We start from the raw sequence: 12427 nt of genomic DNA on the forward strand, positions 1-12427 counted from the left end.
ACACAAAAAACTTGCCTGAAATTGGTTTTATCAATCTTCTTTCAATGATTCTGTTATTTTGTGGATGTTCAAGCTATTCGCCATAGCGCTAAAAATCTTGTGATAGGTCCCATGTTTATCAAAAAGTTCCTCATGCGTTCCATCTTCCACTACCCGGCCTTTCTCCATAACAATAATATGTTCGGAGTCGATAATCTGCGAGATGCTATGGGATACAATGATTACCGTACGCCCCACTTTGATGGCGTCTAAGCTGTTTTTTATCTGCTCGGTGGCAATGGCATCCAGATTAGCAGTAGGTTCGTCCAAGAAGATAATAGGCGGATTCTTTAAAAACATACGGGCAATAGCAATACGTTGTTGCTGGCCCCCCGACAAAAGATGTGCTTCCGAGTCGTAACCATTCGAAAGCTCCATTATTTGTTCATGTATGTACGCTTTCTTCGCCGCTTCGATTACATCTTCCAAACTTGCTTCGGTTTTACCATAGCGGATATTATCGGCAATGCTTCCCTTAAAGATGTGGTTCCGCTGCAATACTAATCCCACATTCTCCCTTAAAAAGTCGGTATCATACTCTCTAATATCTACGCCATCCAATAAGATTTGTCCATTATCCGGTTCGTAAAACTTATCCAGCAAGTTGATAATCGTACTTTTTCCGGCCCCCGATAGTCCTACCAAGGCGGTATTTTGATTCGGGCAGATGGTCATACTGAAATCTGTAATTGCTTGATGACCATTAGGATATGTGAAGTTGATATTCTTGATTTCGATTAAGCCTTTGATAGAATCGGGTTTATAGTTTCCGCTTGGCTCCTTCTGCCCTTCATCTTCCAAGATCTCGAAGAAGCTCTCGGAATAGATCAATGCATCATTGAGCTCATCGTAAATACGGTGTAATTGTCGGATAGGTGCCGAAACGTTGTTGAACAACATGATATGGAACATGATTGCACCAATAGACATCTGCTCATTCAGCACAAAGTAGGCGCTCAGGATGATTACGATAACTACGCCGATCTGTTCTATGAAACTTTTGATGCTGTCGAAGATGAAACTAGTCTTGCGTGTTGCCATCTGATTCTCCGTCATCTCATATTGTATTTCTTTATGACGCTCTGCCTCCAAGTCCTCCCGAACGAACGACTTGATAACGGTAATGGAATCAATTAGATTGATAATCTGGTTATTTTTGTTTTCTCTATACTTACGCATATTCCTACGAAAGCCCGATAGCCTTTGCGCTTGCATTTGCGACACGTAGAAATAAATCGGGATGATGATCAAGCCGACCAATCCGACATAGAAATTGGCAATAAACATACATACCAAGGCGATAATAGCATTGGCAAATAGCGGCAAGATATCGATAAAGAAGTTCTGTACTAAACGCGTGAGTGAGCTGATACCGGCATCGATTCGTGTCTGCAACTTTCCGGACTCATTGATGCTCGACGTGTAGAACGCCATTTTATAGGTTAATATCTTATCGACTATTGCTTGCGAGAAGTCGCGTGCAATCATAATCCTAAGCTTTTCTCCATAAAACTTCTGACCGAATTGAACGATGGAATAGATAATCTCTTTACCCAACAGAACTGCCGAAATAATACCGAGCAAATGCAATCCCATGCGCAGCGGTGTTTTATTGACAAGCAGTTCGGATATCGAGTCGACGGTATATTTTAAGATGAAGGCATTTACTTGTGCGGCAAATGATCCGATAACCGTTAAAACCAGCGTATAAAAAATTAGATTTTTATAGGGTTTGGTGAAGGGAGTAATTTTCTTGAATAACTGAGATATGGTCATATGGACTAAACTTCTTTTTCATTGAAAAGTTTAATCAATTTACCAATATTCCCTCGAAATTTGAAGTTTAGTATTTGTGCGGATAAGTGGAAATAAACTCGAAGTGATAGTCTTTATGTTGTTTCAAGCTGTCAATCAGACCACTAAGCAATTGCTGCCCCTTTTTATTCTGAAACATATCGTCGTGCATTAAAAGGACAATATTGTTCGGTTTTAAAGTAGACTTATTGCCTAACATGGTGCGAATGCGTGTGTAGATTTCGTTTACCGACTGAACAGGGTTTCCTGACAATCCGTGTATTTTCCACTCGACATCCCAACCGTAAATACGGTATCCATTTGCTCCTAACAAGTCAGCAGTTTGACTGCCACTCGTTAAGTCTACCCGGCGAACATCGTCAAATAACCAGATATTACGTCCTGGCATACGAACAATCTTTTGTTTTAATCCTAACGCTTCTTCACAGCGTTCGAAATCTGCAACTGCCAGTTCAGGATTGCTATAGAAGGCATGGAATCTATTATTCGCATGCGTGTAACTATGATTATAACACTCCACAAGTGGGTTCTTCGAATAACGCTCAAAGTCATTCTTCAAACGCTTGCTCATATTTGCATGCTTCGCTACTAAGAAAGCACTCAATTTGGTATCCTTCGCTGTGGCGATAGAATCGATTGCACGAGAGCCAATCAAAGGACCATCATCAAAAGTAAGGTAGATATGTTTATCCTTTTTGTTCAGCTCGCGGTATATAGAATCCCGAAGATTACGTTTTGCTTGTTTAGGTTCGATCTTATTTAAAGAATCAACCGCAGGAAATACAATTAAATTGCGATTTAATGAATCTAATTTATCCATTAGGTATAGCGTATCCTGTTGAACAGGCTCTTCTATCTCTGGCTTTTGGTCCGGTGTTTCGACGGCGTTCGCCGTTGTCGTCGAGCCTACAATTTGATTACATGAATAAAAAGCTCCGAGAAATAGGGAGATGGAAAAGGTAATAAGCAATTTCTTTTTCAACATGGCTTCGCAATGCGCAATTAAAATTTTTACAAAAGTAGCGAATTATTAACTATTTATAAAGAGGTACAAAAAAGGGAGCTTTCTGTTAAGCTCCCTTTTGTAGGTATATTTTTTCTACCACATTCCTCTTACATTTCTATAGTCTCTATCTCTTCTAGATTCTCTTTGCTTGTGGTATTTTGCATGTCTTTTTTCTGCCTTACGGTATTCTTTATGTGCTTTTTTATAGCTCTTTCCGTAGTGCTTATGGCCTCTACCATAGTCGCGGATGGAAACTTGGCTATAGTTTCTTGCATATCCATGATAGTTGCTACGATGGCGACGGTGATTTCTCCATGGATTCGCATCATTCATCACCACTTTATAGGTTCTATGCAAGTCATAGCGTCCGTAACGACTTGGTAGACTGCGATGTGTTACCCAACGTCCGCCATGATAGTAAGTGTAATGACGGCTGGAAACATTATAATAAACATCCATTTCCGGCATGTAATAATACCTCGCGTAATCATATCCACCTGGACCCCAAAGAGGTTGTGAACCGATATTAATACTAACATTTACTTGAGCGTTAGCTGGCTTTGCGAAAGCAAAAGCACTTAGAAAGACAACAACGTAGAATAACTTTTTCATATTAACCTCCTTATTTTGGGTTCGTTTTTTATTGTTAATTTGATGGTATGACCGCAAAATCATGCCGAAAGATTAATTGGAAAATGTTAAAATTTGTAAACATCAAGCTACTCTATTCATTCTAAGTAATTTAATGTTCATAAAAAGGTCATATTAACTTAAAATTGTAAGCAATTTGAAGGCTGCTAATTTATCCTAATGGGATAGTCCCGAATATGCTCTCCTTTTATTATCTTTGCGTGAATTTTTAAGAAAAATCAATATGGCATTACAATGTGGTATCGTTGGCCTACCGAACGTAGGCAAATCAACCCTTTTTAACTGTTTATCGAATGCAAAGGCACAGGCAGCAAACTTCCCGTTCTGTACTATCGAGCCTAACGTAGGTGTAATCACTGTACCAGACGAACGTTTAAACAAATTAGCTGAGTTAGTAAATCCACAACGTATCGTTCCAAATAATATAGAGATCGTAGATATCGCCGGCCTTGTAAAAGGCGCCTCAAAGGGCGAAGGACTAGGAAACCAATTCCTGGGTAATATTCGTACAACGAATGCTATTATCCACGTATTGAGATGTTTTGATGATGGCAACGTTGTACACGTTGATGGATCGGTTGACCCTATCCGTGATAAAGAAATCATTGATACTGAACTTCAATTGAAGGACTTGGATACTGTTGTAAAACGTATTCAAAAGGTAGAAAAGATGGCTAAAACAGGTGGTGACAAAGATGCTAAGAAAACATTTGAAATCCTTTCTGTTGTTAAAGAGCATTTGGAAGCTGGTAAATCTGCAAGAACAGCTCCTATCTCTGAAGAGGATGCTGAATTCATTGCTGATCTTACATTGTTAACTGTAAAACCTGTTCTTTACGTATGTAACGTGGATGAGGCTTCTGTAAACACAGGAAATGCTTATGTAGAACGCGTGAAAGAAGCAGTAAAAGATGAAAATGCCGAAGTCTTAGTGATCTCTGCACAAATTGAATCAGAAATTGCACAGCTTGAGGATTACGAAGAACGCAAGATGTTCTTAGACGATTTAGGTCTAGAAGAATCTGGCGTTAATAAGTTAATTCGCGCAGCCTACTCGCTTTTAGATCTTGCTACTTATTTTACAGCAGGAGTTCAGGAAGTTCGCGCATGGACAATTGAGAAAGGATATACTGCTCCGCAAGCAGCTGGTGTAATCCACACAGACTTCGAAAAGGGATTTATCCGTGCCGAGGTTATCAAGTATGAAGACTTTATTAAATATGGTTCAGAAGCAGCAGTGAAAGAAGCTGGAAAACTATCTGTCGAAGGAAAAACATATATCGTAGAAGACGGTGATATTATGCACTTCCGTTTTAACGTATAAAAAATACAGTAAAATAGAAAAGGGGGCGAATGCCGCCTTTTCTATTTTACTGTATTTTTTACTTCTAAAGATTCCTGTTCAATTCCCCCTGAACAGGAAAATCGAATTATTCTTAGAATTTAATTAAGTATACTCATTCTTTAGTCTCCCTCATTATAATTTTCGTCGGTATCTCATTTCTCGGAATAAAGATTACTATTCTAATAAACCATTCTAAGCAAAACGTTTTCACTTCTAAAGATGGCGTTAAAGCTCTTTAGAAAGAACATGTCGTAAAGGTTTGTATTCTAACTTATTATTAAAAAGCAGAGTTTAACAGAAAAAATGACTAAAACTATTTATTGCCTACAAGGTTTTTAATATATTAGGTAGACAAACACTTAAGATTATGAGCGCAACAAAATTTAATAGAATATTATTAGCAGTTGATGAAAGCCCCTGTTCGGAGCGTGCGATCAACTATGCGAAAGGAATAGTAGCCGATCTAAAGCCGTCGTTGGCATTAGTAACTGTAGTCCCTCCTACTTCACCGACAAGCTATGGCGTTGATCCGTTATTAGGACAGCAACCTATCATTGTCCCGGAGGTATCGGAAATTCAGCAGCAATCCGCGCAGAACTTCTTAGATGGTTTAGCGACAGAGTTCAGCGCTGCTTCCGAAACCTTTACATTTAATCGAATAGGTGATGTCCGCGATGAAGTTTTGCAGGTGGCTAAGGAATGGACAGCCGACTTAATAATTGTAGGCACGAATGGTCGCACTGGTTTTGACCATTTCTTATCAGGATCTGTATCCGAGGCTATTATTCGAAAAGCAACTTGTCCTGTATTGGTAATTCCTTTGAATTGCGATTAGATTAAGGCTTAATGAACTTAGCCGTAAACATGGAATCCGCTTTACGATCGTATCCTAATATGGGCGTCATGCTTTCCAGCTTAAGGTTAAGTTCGTTTTCAATGAAAGAAACAACCTCCTCATTCTCCTCTTTATATACCGAACAGGTGATATAAATCAAACTCTTTCCAGTCTTCAAATAAGGAATAGCATGCTTCACAATGCGCTTTTGTAACGTTGAGAACCTTTGAAGCTCATCCTCACGGAACTTAGAGAGGATCTCAGGCGTTCTTCCCCATGTCCCTGAGCCGGAACATGGCGCATCTATGATGAGACCATCAAAGCGCTCATTTGCCATGATATGATCAACCGGATTATTTAAATCCAATATCTTTTTGCGATAAGGCTTTTTGATTCCTGCGAGGTCAAAGCGTTCATCTAAATTTCTGAGGATACTCGAACGAACATCCGAAACCATCAGATTGATATGCGGAAATTTATCTAACAATAACAGCGATTTACCACCCGACGCGGCACAGGCATCCCACCATGTTTCATTAGCCTTGGCTTGCACGGCGTTTAAACTCTGTTGCGACGAATAATCCTGCACCTCGTATAAGCCCTGAATCTTCTTTAAAGCCTGCAGATTAATGCCATTGCTCATTACTAAGGTTTGGGGACCTGCCTCTAAAAAAGAGATAGCTTGATCCTCTAATCCCTGCTTTACGATCGTTTCACTGCCCCGCTTTAGGCGGATAAAAAGATCGGGTTGTATAAAATGAGAACTGATAAATTCATCTTTTCCAATGCTGGGCGACAAATGATCCGACAGCGGAAATACCTTGCTTAAAAACTCACCATATAATGAACTAATAAAGTCAATCTTATCTTGCAGATCCGTAAAGCCTTTATTTACCCAATCAGGTTTAAACTCATGAACCACAACACTTTCTTTCTCACAAAGATACTCGGCAATTGCTAAGCGCTCTGTTAAAGGAAGATCTTCGAAAGCGCGTCCTAAACGGAATACATTATAGCAGTATCTGGAGTTCATCCTTCTATCGGATGAACCCATCTGCTTATTATTTTTATAAAACTGTGTTAGATATCTAGAGAAAGGTTCTTGGAAATGATACCCATCTAAGGTGCGTTCGAAATTGCGAACTTGTTGATGAACTCGCTTACTGTTGTATTCCAAGATCTATTTATTGGAAAGAACCATTACGGTAGGTTCTTAGCTGAACACCTTCATTTACATATCCCCATTGCTGGTTATATTTAAACTTATAGTTGCTAAAAATACCGTTAAATCCTTCGTTTTGTAATTTGTCTGCATAGTCAGCACCATACTTGTTCAACAAGTTGGTGAAGTATTTTCCAGCGTCGTATCCCTTATATGCGAAATCGGAAGGATCAACCTTGAACTGGTTTTTATAATTACGTTGGAAATTCTGAACTTCTGTGCTCCACACTTTTAAATGACTCTCACCTGTAATAGTCGGGTCCATTCTATAAAAGTTAGAATAGGGTCCGAAGTCGAAGCGATCCCAAAGTGGGTGTCCGAATAATTTGATGGCAAATCCTTCTCTTACTTTCGCATCTAAGCCAGAAATTAAAGAACGTAATTGATTCTTCTCTGTCGTTCCGGTAATTACGAAAGCAGTCTCCAGATCAGGCATAGCTGCCGTCAATTGCGAGACCGTGGTAACATGCTTCACCACGATTGCAGGATTCACTTTCTTAATCTCTTCGTCGATACCAGCAATGAACTGTCGATGATCATTATCACGTGCGTCGAATACTAAAACAACATCTCCAGTTCTATATTTAGATGCGACCTCGTTAGCAACGGCGCGCATGTGAATACGAATTGGAGGCGTGATAGAAACAAGATTCGATTGATTAAATTCCGTAGGCATTGCCGCAGCTAACGGATTTACTTGAAGCACATTTTTATTGGTATGGCTCTTTCCAAACGAGCGGATCTCCTTTGGATAAACCGGACCTACGATAAGGATCGCGTCCTGAACATCTTTGGAAGCCGCCAGCGATACATTACGCATTTCGCTATCTTGGGTATCCATAACCTTCAATGCATAGTCGCCGCTCTTCTTTGTCGCCTCGTTCATCCCCAACTGAAATCCTTGATAGAAATCCAATGCTAAAGCAGAACGTTTGACATCTTCCTCACTCATGGAGTTAACCGCTACGCGATCCAGTTGGAATGGTAACAATAAAGCAATACTATTGTTAGCTTTCGTTGCTTTCTTTTCTTCGGCAGTTTTCGCCTCTTCTTTCTTCTCCTCTTTGCCCTTCTCGCTGCCTACTGCACCACCATAAACATCTGGCGAGCGGAGCACACCGACTTTTGGGGTACAAGAACTCACGGACAGCACTAAGCCTAGTGCTGCCGCGAATGCTGTATTTCTTAAAATGTTTTGTTTTAGTTTATTCCCACTCAATGGTTGCTGGTGGTTTTGAACTGATATCATACACGACTCTATTGATTCCTTTAACATGATTAATAATTTCATTTGAAATTTTAGCAAGTAGATCATAAGGTAAGTGAATCCAATCAGCCGTCATTCCATCTAACGAGCCTACCGCACGTAAAGCAACCACGTGTTCATAAGTACGCTCATCGCCCATTACGCCGACCGATTGTACAGGCAAGAATATCGTTCCTGCTTGCCAAACCTTATCATACCATCCGGACTCTTTCAAGTTGCGGACATATATGTCATCTGCTTCTTGCAAAATTCGTACCTTTTCTTCAGTGATATCGCCTAAAATACGAATCGCTAAGCCAGGGCCCGGGAAAGGATGTCTACCCAAGATAGCTGGATCTACGTCCAAAGTCTTCCCTACTCGGCGTACTTCGTCTTTAAATAAAGTCTTAAGCGGCTCAATTACTTTGAGTTTCATGTAATCAGGTAAACCTCCAACGTTGTGGTGAGACTTGATCGTAGCCGAAGGACCTTTTACCGAAATAGATTCAATAATATCTGGATAAATAGTTCCTTGTCCCAACCATTTAGCTTCTACACCTGCAGGAAGTTCGCTTTGTATTTGTTTTGATGCCTCATCGAATACGTCGATAAAGGAAGCACCAATTATCTTTCTCTTTTGTTCCGGTTCAGAAACACCTGCCAAACGCGAGTAGAATAATTCCTTCGCATTTACACCTTTAATGTTCAAGCCCATATGCTTGTAAGATTCCAACACCTGCTCGTACTCATCTTTACGCAATAAGCCATGGTCTACGAAGAAACAGTGTAGTCTCTCGCCAATTGCATGATGCAATAATACTGCAGCAACCGTTGAGTCAACACCACCAGATAATGCCATGATCACATGGTCATCACCCAATTGCTCTTTTAACTCAGCAACTGTAGTATCTACGAAAGCATCAGGAGTCCAGTCTTGCTGGCAACCACAGATACCAATGACAAAGTTCTTTAATAGAACCTGACCATCCGTACTATGAGTAACCTCAGGGTGGAATTGTATACCGTATGTTCTTGTTCCTTCTACATGGTAGGCAGCAACGCGAACTTTGTCAGTACTCGAAATGATCTTGAAGTTTGAAGGAACTTCTTTGATCGTATCACCATGCGACATCCATACTTGAGACTGCACAGGAATACCTTTTAATAATTCATTCTCGTTGTCTACGAACTGTAGATTCGCACGGCCATACTCACGAATGGTCGAAGGCAACACTTCGCCTCCGGATTTCTGCGCGATATATTGAGCACCATAACAAACCCCTAGTAATGGGAATTTGTCTTGAATAGCTTTGAAATCAATTTGAGGAGCTTCCTCCTGACGAACGGAGTAAGGACTACCAGAGAAGATCACACCCTTTACTGAGTCATCAAAAGCAGGTAGATTGTTGTATGGATGGATTTCACAATAAACATTAAGTTCCCTTACGCGACGTGCGATTAGCTGCGTATATTGCGATCCAAAATCGAGAATGATTATTTTTTCTGACATGCCGCAAAGTTACAATTTCAATATTGATTTTGCAGGAGGAAATTTAACAATTTCATCATAATCAGATAAAAGGGAATACGAGCAATCTAAATCTCTCAGATAGCCGATCAAGCTCATTCAACAGCTAGAAAATCTTTCATGCATCCTTTGAACCAGCTATCGGAATAAAAGTTCTTGGTGACCTTCGAAAACAAAATAAATCAGTAAAAAAAGAGGCTGTCTAAAAAGGTCTCTTAAAGAAAGAACCCCGTCATTAAAAAATGGCGGGGTTTTTCTGTTTTTTTGTCCTTAAGATTTTGTATCTTAAGGTGCACCCAAAAAAACAATATGGCAAACATACAATTCAAAGCGCTTCCATCCAATAGTCCGAGTCTATTTCCTGAGAATATTTTAGATCGTATTCCAATGAATCATCCGGTTCGTTTGGTGAGTCAGGTTGTTGACCAGTTGGATCTTGAACCTATTATCCGTCAGTATAAAGGCGGAGGCACCACTAGTTTTCACCCTAGAATGCTCATTAAGGTGCTGTTCTACGCCTATTTAAGCAATATCTATTCTTGCCGAAAAATCGAGCAGGCCCTTCACGAGAACATCCATTTCATGTGGCTTTCAGGAAACAGTACACCTGATTATCGTACGATCAATTATTTCAGAGGAAAGCGTCTTAAGGGACAGATACAAGAGCTGTTTGCCAGTATCGTTCGTATGCTACATGATATGGAGTATGTTAGCTTGAAAGTTCAATATGTAGATGGTACCAAGATCGAGTCTGTCGCTGGTCGTTATACGTTCGTTTGGAAGAAATCGGTCGAGAAGAATAAGGTAAAGTTAGAAGCAAACATTACTTCGGTTCTTTCGGAAATCGAGGCTCAGATCGCCCAAGACCAATCTTTATTAGGTAATCAAGAAGTTAGCAAGGCCATCGATAGCAGTCAGTTGAAGGAAAAGATCGAAGCGATCAATGCCAAGTTCAAAGGAGCCAATAAATCTACTGATAAGCAACTTAAGAAACTTGAAGAGGACTATTTGCCTCGACTAGAGAAATATGAAGAGCAACTGGAAGTACTGGGAGATCGCAATAGTTATAGCAAGACCGATACCGATGCTGTGTTTATGCGGATGAAAGAGGACCACATGAAGAATGGCCAGCTTAAGCCAGCCTATAATACCCAAATCAGCACCGAAGATCAGTTCATCACCCATTACAGCATCCATCAAACAACTGCCGACACCACAACCCTGCCGGAACATTTGGAAGGCTTTGAGTGCCATTACGGAAAACAAAGCGAACAGCTTGTAGCAGACGCCGGTTATGGTAGCGAGCAGAACTATGAATTGATGGAAAAACAGGGCATAACTGCCTTTGTCAAGTACAATTACTTTCATGTGGAACAGAAGCGCAAGCATAAACAGGATCCTTTCTCGGTACAGAATCTGTATTACAACCAGCAAGATGACTATTATGTATGTCCCGCAGGACAGAAGCTCAGCTTTATCGGTCATGCAACCAGAGTTAGTGCCAACGGATACACAGCCCAGGTCAGCTGTTATCAGGCTCAGCGATGCGAAGGCTGCCCGATGCGCAGTGGGTGTCATAAAGCTAAAGGCAATCGGCTCATTGAAGTGAACCATAGACTCAATCAGCTCAAGGATAAAGCCCGGGAAAGGCTGGTATCGGAAGAGGGAATGTACCATCGAAGCAAGCGACCCATAGAAGTGGAATCCGTTTTCGGTCAGATGAAAAGCAACAACAGGTTTACCCGGTTCACAATGAAAGGACTGGAGAAAGTCGCTGTGGAGTTCGGATTGATGGCCATTGCCCATAACCTCAGAAAATGGGCGAAAAAGTGGGCAAACGATGTCTTCTTTGGGAATGGTTATAGCGATAAAACACTATATACAATAAAAATTGGAGTCAGGAGCGTTAAAACCATAAAATATCGACTTACTGCTTAAAACTCAAAAATGAAAACAGTAATGAAATCGCAAAAGCTATAAAACAGAAGAAGGTGCCTTTTTAGACACCTTCTTTTATATTAAAATCAAACTATTATCTATAGTGTTTCGTTCCCTTTTACGAAATTAATCTTACCACCTGCAATACGCTTATGTGTGCGTTGTTGAGGATCGCCATATACATCGATAACACCACCTGCCCGTGTTTGAACATCCGCAGCTTGGCTCGCGAACACCTCCGTCTTTCCGCCAGCATTCGTACGTACTAATGCGCGCTGCGCTTTCAAATCCTTACCAAAGAATGAACCACCCGCAGTGTTATTAACCGTCAGCTCATCCGTAGTTCCCAATAAATCGATTACCGAGCCTGTGTTCGACTCCACCTCTACCTGCTGCGATTCTATCTTAGCACGAATCTCCGCACCCTCATTGGCAAAAATATCTAAACGGGCATTTTTAAGCGTTTCTTCCTCAAAATTAACCTCAGCGCCCTTTCTAGCGATTATTTTGGAAACCGTAGGCGTGTAAATAACGACAGATGCCTGATTTCCCTTTAAATAATATCCAGCTTTCATCTTTAAACGAAGTTCGTTGTTTGAAAATACGGCTTCAACTTTATCCGCCAATTCTCCAGTAATTTCCAACTCATTTCTGTCACTAGGAACAACCGTTACCCAAATTCTATCGGTTACTTCTAACGTACTAATCGCGTTAATCTGTTGTTTAATCTGTCCATTTACCGCCTGTGTAAAAAGGCCGATCGCCATAAAAAATAAAAATACTGTCTTCTTCATATAAAATG

The 12427-nt window shown here is 40.5% G+C and carries 9 protein-coding genes and 1 pseudogene; 3 read left to right on the forward strand and 7 right to left on the reverse strand.

What is annotated here, in order from left to right:
- Window positions 1-30: 30 nt before the first annotated feature.
- The 3 genes from DSM08_RS10900 to DSM08_RS10910 form a co-directional block, all read right to left on the reverse strand.
- Entirely contained in the window at window positions 31-1815 is a 1785-nt protein-coding gene (locus DSM08_RS10900; RefSeq protein ID WP_149526184.1) for an ABC transporter ATP-binding protein, read from the reverse strand.
- A gap of 67 nt (window positions 1816-1882) precedes the next feature.
- Window positions 1883-2839 (reverse strand): polysaccharide deacetylase family protein, encoded by a 957-nt coding sequence (locus tag DSM08_RS10905; protein WP_149526185.1) that lies wholly within the window; start codon window positions 2837-2839, stop codon window positions 1883-1885.
- Window positions 2840-2953: 114 nt separating this feature from the next.
- The gene (locus DSM08_RS10910; RefSeq protein ID WP_149526186.1) at window positions 2954-3472 is read right to left on the reverse strand and encodes a hypothetical protein; all 519 of its coding nucleotides are present in this window, start codon (window positions 3470-3472) and stop codon (window positions 2954-2956) included.
- A 262-nt stretch (window positions 3473-3734) separates the two neighbouring features.
- Here DSM08_RS10910 and ychF point away from each other — a divergent pair, with 262 nt between their 5' ends.
- Together ychF and DSM08_RS10920 are read left to right on the forward strand one after the other, a co-directional pair.
- Window positions 3735-4835 (forward strand): redox-regulated ATPase YchF, encoded by a 1101-nt coding sequence (gene ychF, locus DSM08_RS10915; RefSeq protein WP_149526187.1) that lies wholly within the window; start codon window positions 3735-3737, stop codon window positions 4833-4835.
- A gap of 388 nt (window positions 4836-5223) precedes the next feature.
- Window positions 5224-5691, forward strand: a complete 468-nt coding sequence (locus DSM08_RS10920; protein ID WP_149526188.1) for a universal stress protein — start codon at window positions 5224-5226, stop codon at window positions 5689-5691.
- 1 nt (window position 5692) lies between these two features.
- On the opposite strand, the gene DSM08_RS10925 is transcribed toward DSM08_RS10920, so the two are convergent.
- The 3 genes from DSM08_RS10925 to guaA are packed head-to-tail and all read right to left on the reverse strand — an operon-like array spanning window position 5693 to window position 9669.
- The gene (locus DSM08_RS10925) at window positions 5693-6868 is read right to left on the reverse strand and encodes an RsmB/NOP family class I SAM-dependent RNA methyltransferase (RefSeq protein WP_149526189.1); all 1176 of its coding nucleotides are present in this window, start codon (window positions 6866-6868) and stop codon (window positions 5693-5695) included.
- Between the two features lie 7 nt (window positions 6869-6875).
- On the reverse strand, window positions 6876-8162 hold the full coding sequence (locus DSM08_RS10930; protein ID WP_149526190.1) for an ABC transporter substrate-binding protein: 1287 nt from the start codon (window positions 8160-8162) through the stop codon (window positions 6876-6878).
- Window positions 8119-9669: a glutamine-hydrolyzing GMP synthase gene (guaA, locus tag DSM08_RS10935; RefSeq protein ID WP_149526191.1), complete on the reverse strand. Its 1551-nt coding sequence runs from the start codon at window positions 9667-9669 to the stop codon at window positions 8119-8121. Before guaA ends, DSM08_RS10930 begins: the two co-directional genes overlap by 44 nt.
- A 327-nt stretch (window positions 9670-9996) precedes the next feature.
- Here guaA and DSM08_RS10940 point away from each other — a divergent pair.
- A pseudogene (locus DSM08_RS10940) lies at window positions 9997-11538 on the forward strand (IS1182 family transposase); the annotation flags it as partial.
- A 185-nt stretch (window positions 11539-11723) separates the two neighbouring features.
- Here the strand turns inward: DSM08_RS10940 and DSM08_RS10945 are convergent.
- Entirely contained in the window at window positions 11724-12419 is a 696-nt protein-coding gene (locus tag DSM08_RS10945) for a head GIN domain-containing protein (RefSeq protein ID WP_149526192.1), read from the reverse strand.
- Between the last annotated feature and the right edge of the window lie 8 nt (window positions 12420-12427).

Source organism: Sphingobacterium hotanense, from assembly GCF_008274825.1.
Lineage (GTDB): Bacteria > Bacteroidota > Bacteroidia > Sphingobacteriales > Sphingobacteriaceae > Sphingobacterium > Sphingobacterium hotanense.

Excerpts from the sequence above, each read along its gene's own strand:
- DSM08_RS10900 (WP_149526184.1), bottom strand. The coding sequence starts at position 1,815 with ATGACCATATCTCAGTTATTCAAGAAAATTACTCCCTTCACCAAACCC.
- DSM08_RS10905 (WP_149526185.1), bottom strand. The coding sequence starts at position 2,839 with ATGTTGAAAAAGAAATTGCTTATTACCTTTTCCATCTCCCTATTTCTC.
- DSM08_RS10910 (WP_149526186.1), bottom strand. The coding sequence starts at position 3,472 with ATGAAAAAGTTATTCTACGTTGTTGTCTTTCTAAGTGCTTTTGCTTTC.
- ychF (WP_149526187.1), top strand. The coding sequence starts at position 3,735 with ATGGCATTACAATGTGGTATCGTTGGCCTACCGAACGTAGGCAAATCA.
- DSM08_RS10920 (WP_149526188.1), top strand. The coding sequence starts at position 5,224 with ATGAGCGCAACAAAATTTAATAGAATATTATTAGCAGTTGATGAAAGC.
- DSM08_RS10930 (WP_149526190.1), bottom strand. The coding sequence starts at position 8,162 with ATGATATCAGTTCAAAACCACCAGCAACCATTGAGTGGGAATAAACTA.
- guaA (WP_149526191.1), bottom strand. The coding sequence starts at position 9,669 with ATGTCAGAAAAAATAATCATTCTCGATTTTGGATCGCAATATACGCAG.
- DSM08_RS10945 (WP_149526192.1), bottom strand. The coding sequence starts at position 12,419 with ATGAAGAAGACAGTATTTTTATTTTTTATGGCGATCGGCCTTTTTACA.